Genomic DNA, 15,248 nt, shown 5'->3' on the forward strand with positions numbered 1-15,248 from the left:
GGCATGCAGGTCGTCTCCACCAATGTCGCCGTCCGCCGGCCGGACCCGAGCGGGCGGCATGAGTTTTCGGGAATCGACAAAAAGCCGCAAGACTTTATCGATCTGGCAGCACCCGGACCCCATTATGGCGATGGGTCCGGCGTGCGCGGCGATATAATTGGTGACGCCAAACATCACGGCGGCAACGATAAAGCCGTCTACGCCTACTCCCGCGAGGAACTGGATTACTGGCAATCCGAGCTTTCCCGCCCGCTGGCCTCCGGCGGCTTTGGCGAAAACCTCACCACGCAGGGCATCGATCTCTCTGCTCTGCTCATCAATCAGCGCGTGCGCATCGGCACCGCCGTGCTTGAAGTATCCGTGCCCCGCCAACCGTGTGCCACCTTCGCCGGCTGGCTAGGGGAGCGCGGCTGGCTCAAGCGCTGGACCGCGCGCGGCGACTGCGGCACCTACCTGCGCATCATCTCCCCCGGCCGCATTCGCCCCGGCGACGCCATTGAGCTAGATAACCCACCCAGCCACGACATCACCATGCGCATCGCCTTTGCCGCCAAGATGGGCGACCGCGCCCTTGCCCGGCGCGTTATCGATGCTGGCTGCCTGCCCGCTCACCAACAGAACTCGCTTCGCACCTAGTTACACAAGCACTCATAGTCCGCCATGTCGAGCTCAGCAATGTCCCGTTGTTCCGCCGGTACTCGATGCGCCCAAACATGCAGTAGGCAACGGGACCGTTAATCAGCACATCCATGCTCAGCGGGTCTCGACGCATACTCTACTTCCGGAACCGCAGACTGTGTCTGGATCTTTAGCTTACCGGCGAGGCCAGCACACTCTTCTTGCCCGGAGTGCGCGCAAAACAAAAGCACGCCAGCGCTAAGCGCTGGCGTGCTTTACATGCTGAGTGCGAAGGAGGGTGTTACTTTCCCTCTTCAAAGCTCAGATGGTGCCCCTTCGCCTTAGGGAAGCGGCCGTGCACGAAGAAGTAGTAGATAGCGGCGATGACCACGAGACCCGCGAGAATGAGATACATCGTGTCAAAGCCAGTTGCCGCAACGATGGGGCCCAAGCCAAACGGGGCCAGGCCAATGCCGAGGTCCATGAGCAGGAACATGGTGGAGATGCCCGCGCCCATCTGCGCGGCAGACACCGAGCGCACGGAGATGGCTTGGCAGGCGGGGCTGAGGGTGCCGAAACCCAAGCCGGTGCAGGCGCCCGCGACCACCAGCATGGCGTCATTGGTGGGGAAGCCCATGATCAGCAGGGCCACGACGAAGGCGGCCAAGCCGAGGTACATTACGGCATTATCACCCTTATGGTCCTGGATACGGCCCAAGAAGAAGCGCATGATGAGCATCGTGACCGCATAGCCGATAAAGAAGAGCCCTGCGCCGGTGGCCAGGTCTTCCTTGCGGGCGTAGGCGTTGAGGTAGGTCACCACGCCGGAGTAGGCGATGCCGACTAGGAGCATGAATAGACCGATGGGAACCACGTTGGGGTGCACGGCATTGCGCAGCCTAAAGGCCGGCTTTTCGGAGGAAACCTCGGCCGGATAGCGCAGCACCAAGGCCAGGATCAGGGAAACAATATTTGCACCAAGGGCGACAGCAAAAAGCGTGGTGTAGCCGATGTTATTAGCCAATAACAGGCCGATAGCTGGACCAAACGCGGTTGCCAGGGTAGTGCCCAGAGCGAAGTATCCGGTGCCTTCCGCACGGCGTTCGTGTGGGATAACGGACTGCGCCACGGCCATAAGTGCGGTGGAGGTCAAGGCATAGGCCGCGCCGTGCACCATTCGCACGATAATCAAGACCGCAACATTATGCGCAAAAAAGTACGCCACAGCTACTACTGTGACGAAGGCTAGGGAAGCCAAGGCCGCCTTCTTGTGGCCCACGCGGTCCACGATCCAGCCGGAGAACACGCGCATGCACGTCGCGCCCAGAACAAAGGCACTGGAGGCGAAACCACCGACGGTATCCGATGCCCCGAAACTCTCTACCGCGTAGAGGGCCATGGTGGTTACGAACAGGTAAAAGACCAAGAACTGACAAAAATTAGCCACCCACGCGAGGACAAACGTAGGCGTAATCAGCGGCGGCTTAGCCGCTGCAGATTCTGTAGGCGTCATATACTCACTCCAAATTACAAAAAGAAAATTCCTTCTCCACGCGCTGGCCATAAGGCCGCGCATCGCAGACGAAGGAAATAGAAATTGAATTATACGGAGAGGCACTATACGCCCCGCAGGCTGCAAAGGTTAATTGAAAGGCTTTCCAGGCCCTTATCGACGCCGCCCGTACACGGGCGGCTACCGGCAACCGCTACACCTTGAACTGGAAAAATGCTACGCACTGTGTAGGTAGCGTTGACTTATTCACGCTTAAGAAAAGTTCTTGAATCCTAGGCGCCGGCATAAGGATCACGGATACCCAAGTACTGCACCGAGGTATATTCCTCAATACCTTCGGCGCCGCCTTCGCGTCCTAAACCAGAGTGCTTGACTCCACCGAATGGGGCAGCGGCATTGGAGATGACACCGGCATTGAATCCCATCAAGCCAAACTCGAGGCCGTCGGCAACGCGCCAGAGGCGATCGGAATCCTCCGTATATACATAGGAGGCAAGTCCGTACTCCGTATCGTTCGCAATCTCTAGCGCTTCCGATTCATCCTTAAAGGTAAGGATAGGAGCAACCGGTCCAAAAATTTCTTCCTGAGCCACGCGAGTTTCACGTGAAACATTGCTCAGGATTGTGGGCGCATAGAAGTGGCCCGCGCCCTCGCCGCGAGAGCCGCCGGTGACAACGGTCGCGCCCTTGTCCACCGCATCCTCAACCAGGGCTGCGATATTGTCGAGTGCCTTAGCCTCAATCAGCGGACCACACGTCACACCTTCGTCCATGCCATTGCCGACGACGAGCTTCTCAAACTCTGTTGCCAGCTTCTGCGTAAACTCCTCCGCCACGGACTCGTGCACCACGAAGCGATTAGCCGCGGTGCAAGCCTCGCCAATATTGCGCATCTTCGCGCCCATGGCTCCCGCAACCGCTTGGTCGATATCCGCATCCTCGAAAACAATGAACGGTGCATTACCGCCTAGCTCCATGGAGGTGCGCAAGACATTGTCCGCGGCACCCTTGAGGAGGGTTTTGCCCACTGGGGTAGAACCGGTGAAGGAGAGCTTGCGCAAGCGGGCGTCGGCAAGCAAAGGCTCCGAAATGGCCGAAGCGGAGCTGCCGGAGACCACATTGAGCACGCCCTTCGGCAGGCCGGCATCGAGCATGGTCTGCGCGAAGTACTGCGCGGTGAGCGGCGTCAGCTTGGCCGGCTTCAGGACCATGGTGCAGCCCGCGGCAACGGCCGGGGCAACCTTTCGGGTGGCCATGGCGAGGGGGAAGTTCCACGGCGTAATCAAAAGGCACGGACCCACGGGCTTGCGGCGGGTAACCATGCGCAAGGTGCCTTCCGGGACAGGGGAGTAGCGGCCATAGTCACGCGTGGCTTCCTCACTAAACCACCGCAAATATTCCGCGCCATAGGTGACCTCACCCTGGGACTCGGCAAAGGGCTTTCCCATTTCAAGGGTCATCAGGGTGGCAAACTCATCGGCGCGCTCGTGTACCAACTCAAAGGCGCGGCGGAGAATATCGGCGCGCTCGCGCGGGGTGGTGCGCGCCCACTCATCCTGGACCGCACAGGCAGCATCGAGGGCAGCCACCGCATCATCAGAATTCGCTGAGGACAGCGTGGCGATGGTCGCGCCTGTCGCCGGGTTTTCTACGTCAAAGGTCTCGCCGGAAGACGCGTCGCGCCACTGTCCGCCAATCAATAGCTGGGTGGGGACCTTCGCTAATAGTTCCTTCTGATCAATGCTCATATTCATCACCTTTCTCCATTGCGTGAATGCACCCCACAGTACCGCGAATCGATAGCCGGTCTTCTTGGTCCTGCGCCAGGCATGGCAACATAGGGGAGTGGGCGAATATTTTTATCAATTACCTTCCAAGCTATAGAAATGTAGGTTAGTATGACCGATATGAAGAAGATGACTACTGCTTGGTGGTGGCGCGCGTAACCCGCGGGCCCTATTTCACCTCCCATTTTTAGGCTCGCATTCTGCGGGCCTTTTGGCGTTTTAGTGCCCCCTGCTCGCGGAAGCTCGCTATCCATTTCCCAGTTTCCCTCACCCACCGAAAGGGCACTGCAATGCCATACACCGCCACTCGCGATCTCTCCTACGGCAGCGATGCGGCCGCAATCTTTGACGGCCTCGCACAACCGCACGACTCCCTATTGCTCGAGAGCGCAGACATTGAGACCAAGAAGAATCTCAACTGCCTCGCCGTGCTCAAGACGGCCCTGAAAGTAACGTGCCACGGCCAGACGGTAGAAGTACGCGCTCTCACGGAAGCGGGGGGAGTCGCTCCTTCCTTCCCTGGAGGAGCGGTTCCACCATCACTTAGTTTCACGTGAAACTACCACCGCGGCTTTCGAGTTCTCGCTCTCCACACACCCAGACGAGCGGGAACGGCTTCTTGCCGAATCTACCGCTGATGTTTTGCGGTTCCTGCAATTAGAAGCCAACTATTCCTCTCCACTATTGCCGTTCCTTGGGGGCGGATTCGCCTATGACTACCTCGCTACTTTTGAGGAACTGCCCGAGGTTAAACCGGGGGCCAACACTTACCCGGACTATGAATTCTTGGTAGCCCAAACGGTCCTGGCAGTGGACCACCTGCAAGGGACTGCGCACCTAGAAGGCTGGGACATCGACGACAAGCGCCTGCGGGAAGAGTTGGACTCTCTTGCCTCACTGCCGGCGGCCGCTCGCCCCGCGGCGCCGCAAAGGGAAAGGATCCGAGCGGTGGCCGATGTGGATGATACAGGGTTTCGGGCGGACGTCGACAAGCTTAAAAGCAATATTCACGCCGGCGATATCTACCAAGTAGTGCCCGCGCGCGCCTTCACCGTGGACTGCCCCAACGCCCTGGCTGCTTACCGGGCGCTGCGCGAGACCAACCCCTCGCCCTATATGTTCTACGTCCGCGGTGCCGACTATGAGCTCTTTGGCGCCTCGCCAGAATCGAACCTCAAATTCACGCCGGAAGATAGGCAGGTCCAGCTCTATCCCATCGCCGGAACTCGGCCGCGCGGGCTCAACCCGGATGGCAGCATCAACCATGAACTGGATATTCGCAACGAGCTGGACATGCGCACAGACCACAAGGAGATTGCGGAACACACGATGCTGGTAGACCTAGCGCGCAATGACCTCGCTCGCGTGGCCGTGCCCCGCAGCCGGCAGGTGGCCGAACTCCTGCACGTTGACCGCTACTCGCGAGTGATGCACTTGGTCTCCCGCGTCACGGCGACGCTCCACCCGGACTTCGATGCGCTCGATGCCTACCGTGCGTGCATGAACATGGGAACGCTTACGGGAGCGCCCAAACTTCGCGCCACCGAACTGATACGCCGCACGGAAGGAAAGCGCCGCGGCTCCTATGGCGGGGCGGTGGGATACCTGCGCGGCGATGGAGCCATGGATAACTGCATCGTCATCCGCTCGGCCTACGTCCAGGACGGCACCGCAGTGGTGCAGGCCGGCGCCGGCGTGGTCAAGGATTCAGTGCCGCAAGCCGAGGCCGATGAAACGGTGCATAAGGCCTACGCCGTCCTCCATGCCATCGCCATGGCACACGGAGCCGAATTGGAGGTACAGCGATGAGCTCGCCGCATATTGTCCTTCTGGATAACCACGATTCTTTTGTCTACAACCTCGTCGATGCCCTCGCTGGGTTCGATACCACCGTTTTTCGAAATACCGTAGCGGTGCACGACGTGCTGCGCGCGCAGCCCGACATTATTGTGCTTTCCCCGGGCCCCGGCCATCCACGGGACGCCGGCTGCATGATGGAGCTTATCGACGCCACCCTAGGCACCATCCCCATCCTCGGCGTGTGCCTCGGCTTCCAAGCGCTACTCGAGCACCACGGCGGCGCGGTCGAACCGTGCGGGCCCGTACACGGGAAATCCGTCCCGATGACTCTTACCGAGGCCGGGGTAACGCACCCCGTCTTTCAGGACCTTGCCACTGATACCGAGCCGGACCAACCGGGTCACCTCGGTACGCAAGTTCCGGTGGCGCGCTATCACTCCCTTGGATGCGCGGACCTCCCTCAGGGGATGCGTTGTCTCGCGCGTACGTCCACGGACATCGGAGAGGTAGCCATGGCGGCCGAAACGGATGACGGTAGCGCCCTCGGCGTCCAGTTCCACCCCGAGTCCATCCTCACGCCCCGCGGCCCCCTCATGCTTGAGCGTTGCATCAATCAATTATATACGCACACCACTATGGATACGGAGAACTAAAAATGAACCACCATCCCCTGCGTACCTTGCAAGCCTTCCTGAATAACCCTCAGCCCACCATCGAAGAAGCCATGGAGGTATTTACCCCCTTGGCCGTGGGTGACTACGACGATATTCATATCGCGGCGCTGCTTACCCATATCCGCACCCGCGGCGAGACCTTCGCAGACATTGCCGGCGCGGCCAAAGCTTTCTTGAAAGTGGGTTATCCATTCCCCATCACCGGAGAAGAACTCATGGATTCGGCCGGCACTGGTGGCGATGGCGCGAATACCATCAATATCACTACGGGCGCCTCCCTCGTTGCCGCCGCCGGGGGAGTGAAGATGATCAAGCATGGCAACCGCTCGGTCTCTTCCAAGTCCGGATCGGCCGATGTTCTCGAAGCCCTGAATATCCCACTGGACCTAGACGCCGCCCGAGCAGTGCGCCAATTTAAAGCTTCCAACTTCACGTTCCTATTCGCCCCGGCCTACAACCCAGCCGTCGCCCACGTACAACCGGTGCGCAAGGCGCTAGGTATCCCCACCATCTTCAATACGCTAGGGCCGCTCCTGTCCCCAGGACGCCCCTCTCTCCAAATCATGGGCATCGCCAACCCGGCGCAAGGCCAACTCATCGCGGAAGTCTTCCGAGAACTCGGCCGAAAGCGCGCCTTGGTAGTCCACGGTGCTGGCACCGATGAGATTGCTACCCACGGCACTACGCAGGCCTGGGAGCTCAACGACGGCGAGACTGTCACTTATGAGCTCACCCCAGAAGACCTTGGCATCAAGCGCCACGAACTAGCGGACCTAGCCGGCGGCGACGGCGCCGCCAATGCCCAAGCCCTCCGTGCGGTTTTTGCCGGCCGTGGCGAGCCCGCCCATTGTGACGCCATTGCCGCCACCGCCGGCGCCATGTTTTACCTCAACGGGACCACGGAGACTATCGCGGCGGGAGTCACTCACGCAAAGGAACTGATTAGCAGCGGCACTGTTGAACAGTGGCTCGCGCTCCACGAGAACACCAACTATGCCGTAGGGGAGGAGAGTTAATGTCGGGAAATGCATTACCCACGGTACTCGAGGAGATCGTCGCCCAGCGCCGCACTCACCTGCCCGCACTCCGGGAGCGGCTATCCCACGTGGACTTAGCTAGCGTGCCACGCTCGGAGCGTTCGCTTGCCGACGCCCTCCGTGGCACCAACCGCTTCATCATGGAGTGCAAGTCCGCCTCGCCGTCCCTCGGCATGATCCGTGAAGACTATCGGCCCAGTGATATCGCCCGGATCTACTCCCGTTACGCCTCCGCCATCTCGGTGTTATGCGAGCCCAATCGGTTTGGCGGCGACTACGACCACTTGCAGACCGTCGCGCTATCCACCCATGTACCGGTGCTGTGCAAAGACTTCATTGTCGATCCCATCCAGGTCTATGCCGCGCGTTATTACGGCGCCGATGCCATCTTGCTCATGATGTCTATCGTGGACGATGACACCTACGGTGAGCTCAAGGCACTGGCGGACGAACTCGGCCTAGACGTCTTGACTGAAGCCATCACCGAGGACGAAGTGGATCGCGCGGTGAATTTCGGCGTCGATATCATCGGCATCAACAACCGCAACCTCCACGATCTCAGCATCGATCTAGGGCGCACTGAACGCCTAGCCCGCCATGTTCCAGACGGAAAGGCGATAGTTTCCGAATCTGGAATCTGCGATAATGCCACCGTCCGCCGGTTAGGGGTCCACGCACATGCCTTCCTTGTAGGCTCCCAGCTCACCTCCCAGGAGGACATCGATCGGGCGGCGCGCGACCTCGTCTATGGTGCCAACAAAGTATGCGGCCTTACCACCGCCTCCTCCGCACAATCAGCGCGCGCTGCTGGAGCCCGTTACGGGGGACTCATCTTCGCGCCGGATTCACCTCGCAGTGTTTCACGTGAAACCGCACAAAGCATCATTTCCGCGGAACCAGAGCTGGAGTACGTAGCCGTGACGCGCTCTACGGATGTGGAAACGCTGCGGAGCATAGCCCAGATCCCCGGCCTCAAAGTTCTCCAGCTTCACGCCCCATTCCAAGGGAGTAGGGAAGCAGAGCTGCAATTCCTTCACGATGTTCGGGGCGTCGCTGACGGCCTTAACCTTTGGCGAGCCATCGACATGAATAACTCTGAATTCGCTGCCTTAACGCCGGACCTAGTACCAGAAGTAGAGGCCCTCGTCCTCGACTCCGGCAGCGGCGGGACAGGAACCACTTTTGAATGGCAGACGATTCCCGATGAAGTGAAGCAGAAATCCCTCCTCGCCGGAGGGCTCCGGGTAGAGAACCTCGAAGAGGCACTGAGAATCGGAACCTTGGGATTGGACCTCAACTCAGGCTTGGAGTATGCGCCCGGCCGCAAGGACTCCTCATTGATCGCCCAAGCCTTTAGCACCATCCGAAACTACACACACCCATAGAAAGAAGAGAACGATGACAGTTTCACGTGAAACGCTTCTTCCGGCATACTTTGGTGAATTCGGCGGACAGTTCGTCCCCGAATCCCTCATCCCAGCACTCGACCAACTTGAAAAGGCTTTTGTCGAAGCACAAAACGATCCAGTCTTTCGCAAAGAGCTGAGCGCGCTGTTGCGTGACTATCTCGGCCGTCCCACACCAATTACAGAGGCGAGGAACCTCGGGGGCAAGGCGCGCATCTTCCTCAAGCGTGAGGACCTCGTACACGGTGGAGCACACAAGACGAACCAAGTTCTCGGCCAGGCACTGTTAGCAAAGCGGATGGGGAAGACACGCATTATTGCGGAGACCGGAGCGGGCCAGCACGGCACCGCTACTGCACTTGCGTGCGCATTGCTGGATCTCGAGTGTGTGATCTACATGGGTGCGAAAGATGTGGCCCGACAGCAGCCAAACGTATTCCGTATGGAGCTGATGGGAGCGAAGGTCGTCGCCGTCGACACCGGATCCGGAACTCTTAAGGACGCGGTGAATGAAGCCCTCCGTGATTGGACCGCCACTTTCCATGAATCCCACTATCTCCTCGGTACCGCGGCCGGACCTCATCCATTCCCAACCATCGTCCGAGAGTTCCACAAGGTCATCTCCGAAGAGGCTAAAGCGCAAATGCTTGAGCGCACCGGTGGGCTACCGGATGTAGTCGTAGCGTGTGTCGGAGGCGGCTCCAATGCAATCGGCATGTTCGCAGACTTCATTGAGGAAGAGGAAGTGGAACTCGTCGGCGCCGAACCTGGCGGCGAAGGTCTAGACTCCGGCAAGCACGGTGCCACCATCAACAGCGGTACGGTTGGCATCCTCCACGGCGCGCGCAGCTACCTCATGCGCAACGCGGACGGCCAAGTGGAAGAATCCTATTCTATTTCCGCCGGACTCGACTACCCAGGTGTAGGACCACAGCACGCGCACTTACACGCCAGTGGCCGCGCGCAATATGTCGGCATTACTGACGTCGAAGCACTCGAAGCATTCCAGCTTCTTTCCACTAAGGAAGGCATCATTCCCGCTCTCGAATCCTCTCACGCGTTGGCCTACGCCTTGAAGCGGAAGGATGAGGACATCAACATCTTGGTCTCCCTTTCCGGCCGCGGCGATAAGGATATCGACCACGTTCGCCACACCCTTGAGAACCACCCAGAATTTAAGCTCCAGGAGAAGAACTAATGAGCACCCGATACGAAGACCTATTCCGCTCACTACGCAACAGGGGAGAGGGTGCTTTCGTCCCATTCCTCATGTTGGGCGATCCCACGCCAGAGCACACGCTGGCCATCGTGCGAACCGTCGTCGCGGCCGGAGCCGATGCATTGGAGCTAGGTGTTCCATTTTCTGACCCAGTGGCCGACGGCCCCACCATTCAGGCCTCCCACCTTCGCGCGATCGATGGCGGCGCCACCGTAGATTCCGCCTTGGAACAGGTGCGAACAATACGCGCGGAATTTCCCGAGCTTCCCATCGGCATCCTCATCTACGGCAATGTGGCGTTCACTCGCGGTTTCGACCGGTTCTACGCCGAGTTTGCAGAAGCGGGCGCGGACAGCATCTTGCTTCCCGATGTCCCCGTGCGCGAAGGTGCTCCATTCATCACCGCAGCAGAAAAGGCCGGTATTGACCCAATCTTTATCGCCCCGGCCCGCGCTACTGCGCACACCCTCGAGGGCGTCGCTCAATGTTCGCGCGGCTATATCTACGCAGTATCGAGAGATGGAGTTACCGGTGCCGAAAAGGAATCCGAGACTATTGGGCTCGAAGAAGTCGTCGCCAACATCAAAAGATTCGATGGACCTCCGGTACTGCTAGGATTCGGCATTTCCTCGCCGCAACACGTGTGCGATGCCGTGACCGCTGGGGCAGCGGGCGCCATTACTGGCTCCGCAATCACCAAGATTATCGATCGCCACGTTTCACGTGAAACAGACGCGGAAGGCAGGCCAGTGGAAGGAACTCCAGGCCGCATTTCCGACGAGAGAGCATTGCATAAGGAACTCGCCGAGTATGTAGCTCGCATGAAGGCAGCGACTCAAGAGTAGTCCTGAAGACGCGAAGAACCCTCCTCAGCTCTCGGCAGCTGAGGAGGGTTCCCTATAAAAAGCCTCTACGCGGTTGCTTCTGCAGATTCCTCTTCGGTGTGGTCCTTCTTGGAGCCCGCGAACTTGTCCACGATCATCGCGATAGCGCCGTCGCCAGTAACGTTGGCAGCCGTGCCGACCGAGTCAATGGCGATGTAGGCCGCGATCATCAGCGCCACCATGCCATCGTCAAAGCCCATCATATCCGCCAGTAGTCCAGCTGCGACCATAACCGCGCCGCCAGGCACACCTGGTGCCGCAATCATCATGATTCCCAACAGGAAGATGAAACCAAGGCCGGTGCTCGTACTAATATCCAGGTTCGCCATGTACACAATCGCAAAGGCATAGAGCGTCAGCTTAATCATGGAACCAGAGAGGTGAATGGTCGCACACAGTGGGATAACGAAGCTTGCCACCGGCTTCGAAATGCCATTCTTCAAGGTGGACTCCATAGACACCGGGATGGTGGCGGCAGAAGAAGAGGTTCCCAGTGCGGTGAAATATGCCGGCACCATATTGCGCAATGCCTTGAAAGGATTCTTACCGGTGATGGCACCAGCGATGATGTACTGGAGCACCAGGTAAACCAGAGTCATGACAACCGCCAGGATCAGGACCTTCGCGAAGGCCGAGAGTACTGAGCCCAAATTGCCATTCATGCCCAAGCCCAAGAACATGCCGAAGATATAGAAGGGCAGAATTGGCACTACAAAGCCCCAAATAACCTTGACTACTACGCTCTCCAATTCCTTTGTAACCGCATACAAGGTATCGGACTTCACTGTAGTCATCGCTACGCCGATGCAGAATGACAACAAGAGAGCCGTCATAACCTCAAAAGGCGGAGCCATTTCCACCTCGAAGTACGGAGTGAGTGCCCCCTCATCAATATCGGAGACATTTGTAATCAGATCCTGACCACTGAGCATGGTGGGGTAGAGCCAGTGCGCAAGTACGTAGGCAAGAAGACCCGCAACAATCGTTGAGCCGTAGGCAATACCTGCAGTAACACCCAGCCATTTTCCGGCTCCCCGTCCCAGACCAGCAATCGACGGGGCGATAAGCGCGAAGATGAGGACCGGAATAAAGAAATTGAGGAAGTTACTAAAAAGTCCATTGAAGGTGGCGAACACGCGGCCAAACCATTCGGGCGCGAATTGGCTCACCACCACGCCAAGGATGATGGCGACGATGATGCGGAACAACAGAGATTCCGAGAGTTTCTTGAGATTCATGTACTTACAATCAAATCGGGTGTTTCGCCCCTTGGTAAACAATCCCAGGGTGAAACACTGCGGTACAGAGGCAATAGTCAATTCAATATCTATCGATCGACCTTAAAGGCATACTACCCGACCGGAGGCATAGCCAGAACACTCACCCCAGCCACGATTTTTATCTTGGCGCTACAAGGTTAAACTAAGTACATGATCGTTGTGGGAATCATCTTTTTAATCCTCGCCGTCTTTCTCATCGTCGTGGGAGCCTTGGCCTCGACCAAGCGCCTGCCTGGAAATAGCTATATCGGCTTGCGCCTACAGGAAATTCGCAAATCCCGCGAAGCATGGGACAATGCCCATCGCGTCGCCGGCCCATTCTGGATACTCAGCGGCGTCTGCTTAGTCTTCGGCGGCATCGTCGCGCTCCGCGCTGATGGCTGGATGTGGCTTATCCCAGTTCTTACCTTTGTGGCCGCAGTTCTAGCCCTCTCCATCGGTTCCAACCTCGGCTCACGTGCCGCGTTCCTCTACGAACAAGCACACGCGGATGAGGAGGGTTGTGGAGACTCCTGTAATTGTGGTTCCGACGGTTGCGGTGGGGAAGAGGTTGCCGCAGCACCCGCCCCTCAGGTTGATGTCGACGCGCTCCGTCACGCCGCTCGCGAATCCGACAGATAGCCACGCGCCGCTGAGCAACCGACCCCTTCTGGAGAAAGATTCTCTTCCGTCCAGAAGGGGAATTTTTGTAGCTATGGTATTCGTGTCGAACTATCGCCGAGCACTTTACAGTAGTCACAGTGACTTTATTTAGCAGGATAATAGTGCTTACCCCTTTTTAGTAACTGTCGATATTTTACTCCGAGTCTCTGTCTGGCATTAACCCATACTTGACTAACTCTATAGTTGATTCACTGCACCATTGCGATTCCTGCGAGAGAGGGTAGAGGTTGCGTAAAGCTGCCATGGAACCCTGACAGGCAAGAGCGCAACCAGTCCTCTGAAGGGCAGAATATAGTGCATGAAGAAAAGTACCGCCCTGGCGGCCATCGCCGCTTCAACTTTTGTCATCGGCACGTACGCCGAGCAAGACCACAAGGCAACGACGCCCCTAGCAGAAGCGCAAGAACAGCAATCTGCTCAGAGCATCGTAGATGATTTAGGGATTAACTCCGGTACCTATGAACTTGTCGCTACCTCCGATGGCTCTCCGGAGACGTGGGAGGGGCTCCTAGCTGACTAACTTCAGAGTTTCACGTGAAACTTTAATTCCAACCGGACAAACGGGAACGGCACAATACACAAGACCGACAGGCTAGAGTAGAAGCATGATCAAGTGCTCCCGTCGAATGTTCTTACTTGGAACCGCCACCACATTTGCAGGCGCCTACGCCGCAGCCTGTGGCTCCTCTCCGTCCGCAGAAATTGCGGCTACCGAGATTCCGATTGGCTCCGCGAAGATTGTCGATGGCGTGATCTTCACCCAGCCTAAAGAAGGCGAATTTAAGGCCTACTCCCAAACTTGCCCCCACCAACGCAATCCAATCACCGAGATTGATGGTATGACGGCCACTTGCACGGCACACAACACCTCCTACAATCTCAGCGATGGAAGCGTAATCTCCGGCCCAGGGCGCGATCCATTGGAAGAATACGAAGTTAAACAAGACGGCTCTAACGTCACCACGGCCTAAAGCGTATCTCCCGTGTGGTTTCACGTGAAACTACACGGGTTGTGTTCTCTTGACCGGAGTATCTGCAGCATATGAGGAGTGGTGGGGTTTAAACTCTTAGCATGCTGCAGCGTTTGAAGAAGCCCGACCCGCTTATTGTCCTCATTATCCTGGCGGTCATCATTGCGATAATCGCACCAGCCCGCGGGAACTTTGCCGACATATTCGGCCAATTAACAAACGTAGCCATCGCGCTACTCTTCTTCTTGTATGGCGCGAGGCTTTCCACGCAAGAAGCCCTCAACGGACTAAAACACTGGCGGCTACACCTCACAATTCTCGCTTTTACCTTTGTGGTTTACCCGCTAATAGGCATAGCACTGCGGCCGCTCACCGCTGTCATATCGCACGACATGTACCTGGGCATCTTATTCCTCACGCTGGTCCCATCCACGGTGCAATCTTCGGTTGCCTTCACCTCAATCGCGAAAGGAAACGTGGCAGGCGCAATCGTATCGGCTTCTGCCTCAAACTTGGTGGGAGTGATCATCACTCCATTGCTCGTCATGTTCCTCATGGGAACTGGGGGAGGAGTTCACATCGATACGTCAGTATTCGGCGAAATTGCCCTTCTATTGTTGGCGCCATTTGTTTTAGGTCAGCTTACTCGGCGCTGGGTAGGCAAGGTTGCACAAAGCAAGGCCACTAAGGTCGTGGACCGCGGCTCAATCGCGATGGTGGTGTATTCCGCTTTTTCCAAGGGTGTGGTGGACGGAATTTGGTCCTCTATTTCCCTGTGGGATTTGGCTTTCCTCGTTGTGTTCGCTGCCGCCTTCGTCGCCTTCATGCTGTGGCTCACCAGAAAGGCAAGCCAAAAGATGGGATTCAACCGCGCCGATACCATTGCAATCGAATTCTGTGGATCGAAAAAGTCTTTAGCCACGGGACTGCCAATGGCGTCGGTAATCTTCGCTTCTGGCGGCGCATCCCTTGGCCTACTAATCCTCCCGTTGATGATTTACCACCAGGTTCAGCTGATGATGTGCTCGTGGCTAGCGGCCCGTTACGCGCAGCGTCCCAGCACGTAGCTACACTTAAATGCCATGACGAATTACCTATACGTACGAACCGAACTGAATGTGCCGGGAGTGGGCTCAGCAATTCACATGGCGGAAATGGAAGAGCGCGATGCAAGCAGCTGCCGCATGGTGCGCATGATTGCGCTGGATCCCTCGGATGCCATCGTCGGGGTAGCAACACCGACCAGTTCCACGGGCAACGTAGATCAGCCGCAAGAGGTTGTACCTCACCCGGATACCTATGATGATTTTCCGGACATCAGTGCGCAGTACGTGGACCAGTCTCGGTTCGACGCCCTGTGGTCCGAAGCCACCGCCAAGTTCGGCCTATAAGAATC

General features: G+C 57.7%; 14 protein-coding genes and 1 pseudogene. 12 read left to right on the plus strand and 3 right to left on the minus strand.

What is annotated here, in order from left to right; genetic code table 11:
- Positions 1-3: 3 nt before the first annotated feature.
- On the plus strand, positions 4-636 hold the full coding sequence (locus tag MHY08_RS06195) for an MOSC domain-containing protein (RefSeq protein ID WP_239235907.1): 633 nt from the start codon (positions 4-6) through the stop codon (positions 634-636).
- A 283-nt stretch (positions 637-919) separates the two neighbouring features.
- Here the strand turns inward: MHY08_RS06195 and MHY08_RS06200 are convergent, their stop codons facing one another.
- Together MHY08_RS06200 and MHY08_RS06205 are read right to left on the minus strand one after the other, a co-directional pair.
- Positions 920-2,131: an MFS transporter gene (locus MHY08_RS06200; protein WP_239235909.1), complete on the minus strand. Its 1,212-nt coding sequence runs from the start codon at positions 2,129-2,131 to the stop codon at positions 920-922.
- A gap of 272 nt (positions 2,132-2,403) precedes the next feature.
- Positions 2,404-3,885 carry an NAD-dependent succinate-semialdehyde dehydrogenase gene (locus MHY08_RS06205; protein ID WP_370658791.1) on the minus strand — a complete coding sequence of 494 codons (1,482 nt, stop codon included), beginning with the start codon at positions 3,883-3,885 and terminating at the stop codon, positions 2,404-2,406.
- A gap of 323 nt (positions 3,886-4,208) precedes the next feature.
- Between MHY08_RS06205 and MHY08_RS06210 the strand changes: the two are divergent.
- The 6 genes and pseudogenes from MHY08_RS06210 (at position 4,209) to trpA (ending at position 10,899) form a co-directional block, all read left to right on the plus strand.
- Positions 4,209-5,727, plus strand: a pseudogene (locus MHY08_RS06210) (anthranilate synthase component 1).
- Positions 5,724-6,371 carry an anthranilate synthase component II gene (locus MHY08_RS06215; protein WP_239235913.1) on the plus strand — a complete coding sequence of 216 codons (648 nt, stop codon included), beginning with the start codon at positions 5,724-5,726 and terminating at the stop codon, positions 6,369-6,371. Before MHY08_RS06210 ends, MHY08_RS06215 begins: the two are co-directional and overlap by 4 nt.
- A 2-nt stretch (positions 6,372-6,373) precedes the next feature.
- Complete coding sequence (gene trpD, locus MHY08_RS06220) at positions 6,374-7,408, plus strand: anthranilate phosphoribosyltransferase (protein ID WP_239235915.1); 1,035 nt, start codon at positions 6,374-6,376, stop codon at positions 7,406-7,408.
- Positions 7,408-8,814, plus strand: coding sequence for a bifunctional indole-3-glycerol-phosphate synthase TrpC/phosphoribosylanthranilate isomerase TrpF (gene trpCF, locus MHY08_RS06225; protein ID WP_239235917.1), 1,407 nt, complete (start codon positions 7,408-7,410; stop codon positions 8,812-8,814). The genes trpD and trpCF overlap by 1 nt, the downstream gene beginning before the upstream one ends.
- A gap of 13 nt (positions 8,815-8,827) precedes the next feature.
- The gene (gene trpB / locus MHY08_RS06230) at positions 8,828-10,033 is read left to right on the plus strand and encodes a tryptophan synthase subunit beta (RefSeq protein ID WP_239235920.1); all 1,206 of its coding nucleotides are present in this window, start codon (positions 8,828-8,830) and stop codon (positions 10,031-10,033) included.
- Positions 10,033-10,899 (plus strand): tryptophan synthase subunit alpha, encoded by an 867-nt coding sequence (trpA, locus tag MHY08_RS06235; RefSeq protein ID WP_239235922.1) that lies wholly within the window; start codon positions 10,033-10,035, stop codon positions 10,897-10,899. Before trpB ends, trpA begins: the two co-directional genes overlap by 1 nt.
- Positions 10,900-10,964: 65 nt before the next feature.
- Here the strand turns inward: trpA and MHY08_RS06240 are convergent, their stop codons facing one another.
- Positions 10,965-12,176: a dicarboxylate/amino acid:cation symporter gene (locus MHY08_RS06240; RefSeq protein WP_005325887.1), complete on the minus strand. Its 1,212-nt coding sequence runs from the start codon at positions 12,174-12,176 to the stop codon at positions 10,965-10,967.
- A 192-nt stretch (positions 12,177-12,368) separates the two neighbouring features.
- On the opposite strand from MHY08_RS06240, the gene MHY08_RS06245 reads away from it, so the two are divergent.
- The 5 genes from MHY08_RS06245 (at position 12,369) to MHY08_RS06265 (ending at position 15,243) form a co-directional block, all read left to right on the plus strand.
- Positions 12,369-12,839: an SdpI family protein gene (locus MHY08_RS06245; protein WP_239235925.1), complete on the plus strand. Its 471-nt coding sequence runs from the start codon at positions 12,369-12,371 to the stop codon at positions 12,837-12,839.
- Positions 12,840-13,179: 340 nt separating this feature from the next.
- Positions 13,180-13,401 (plus strand): hypothetical protein, encoded by a 222-nt coding sequence (locus MHY08_RS06250; RefSeq protein ID WP_005325883.1) that lies wholly within the window; start codon positions 13,180-13,182, stop codon positions 13,399-13,401.
- A gap of 85 nt (positions 13,402-13,486) precedes the next feature.
- The gene (locus MHY08_RS06255; RefSeq protein ID WP_005325879.1) at positions 13,487-13,852 is read left to right on the plus strand and encodes a Rieske 2Fe-2S domain-containing protein; all 366 of its coding nucleotides are present in this window, start codon (positions 13,487-13,489) and stop codon (positions 13,850-13,852) included.
- 101 nt (positions 13,853-13,953) lie between these two features.
- Complete coding sequence (locus tag MHY08_RS06260) at positions 13,954-14,919, plus strand: bile acid:sodium symporter family protein (protein WP_239235926.1); 966 nt, start codon at positions 13,954-13,956, stop codon at positions 14,917-14,919.
- A gap of 15 nt (positions 14,920-14,934) precedes the next feature.
- Complete coding sequence (locus MHY08_RS06265) at positions 14,935-15,243, plus strand: hypothetical protein (protein ID WP_034667948.1); 309 nt, start codon at positions 14,935-14,937, stop codon at positions 15,241-15,243.
- The last annotated feature ends 5 nt before the right edge of the window (positions 15,244-15,248 follow it).

It is taken from the genome of Corynebacterium sp. ACRPJ, from assembly GCF_022347345.1.
Classification (GTDB): domain Bacteria; phylum Actinomycetota; class Actinomycetes; order Mycobacteriales; family Mycobacteriaceae; genus Corynebacterium; species Corynebacterium tuberculostearicum_D.

What these genes read in the sequence shown, in the direction of transcription:
- MHY08_RS06195 (WP_239235907.1), top strand. Translation starts at nt 4, where the DNA reads ATGCAGGTCGTCTCCACCAATGTCGCCGTCCGCCGGCCGGACCCGAGC.
- MHY08_RS06200 (WP_239235909.1), bottom strand. Translation starts at nt 2,131, where the DNA reads ATGACGCCTACAGAATCTGCAGCGGCTAAGCCGCCGCTGATTACGCCT.
- MHY08_RS06205 (WP_370658791.1), bottom strand. Translation starts at nt 3,885, where the DNA reads ATGAATATGAGCATTGATCAGAAGGAACTATTAGCGAAGGTCCCCACC.
- MHY08_RS06215 (WP_239235913.1), top strand. Translation starts at nt 5,724, where the DNA reads ATGAGCTCGCCGCATATTGTCCTTCTGGATAACCACGATTCTTTTGTC.
- trpD (WP_239235915.1), top strand. Translation starts at nt 6,374, where the DNA reads ATGAACCACCATCCCCTGCGTACCTTGCAAGCCTTCCTGAATAACCCT.
- trpCF (WP_239235917.1), top strand. Translation starts at nt 7,408, where the DNA reads ATGTCGGGAAATGCATTACCCACGGTACTCGAGGAGATCGTCGCCCAG.
- trpB (WP_239235920.1), top strand. Translation starts at nt 8,828, where the DNA reads ATGACAGTTTCACGTGAAACGCTTCTTCCGGCATACTTTGGTGAATTC.
- trpA (WP_239235922.1), top strand. Translation starts at nt 10,033, where the DNA reads ATGAGCACCCGATACGAAGACCTATTCCGCTCACTACGCAACAGGGGA.
- MHY08_RS06240 (WP_005325887.1), bottom strand. Translation starts at nt 12,176, where the DNA reads ATGAATCTCAAGAAACTCTCGGAATCTCTGTTGTTCCGCATCATCGTC.
- MHY08_RS06245 (WP_239235925.1), top strand. Translation starts at nt 12,369, where the DNA reads ATGATCGTTGTGGGAATCATCTTTTTAATCCTCGCCGTCTTTCTCATC.
- MHY08_RS06250 (WP_005325883.1), top strand. Translation starts at nt 13,180, where the DNA reads ATGAAGAAAAGTACCGCCCTGGCGGCCATCGCCGCTTCAACTTTTGTC.
- MHY08_RS06255 (WP_005325879.1), top strand. Translation starts at nt 13,487, where the DNA reads ATGATCAAGTGCTCCCGTCGAATGTTCTTACTTGGAACCGCCACCACA.
- MHY08_RS06260 (WP_239235926.1), top strand. Translation starts at nt 13,954, where the DNA reads ATGCTGCAGCGTTTGAAGAAGCCCGACCCGCTTATTGTCCTCATTATC.
- MHY08_RS06265 (WP_034667948.1), top strand. Translation starts at nt 14,935, where the DNA reads ATGACGAATTACCTATACGTACGAACCGAACTGAATGTGCCGGGAGTG.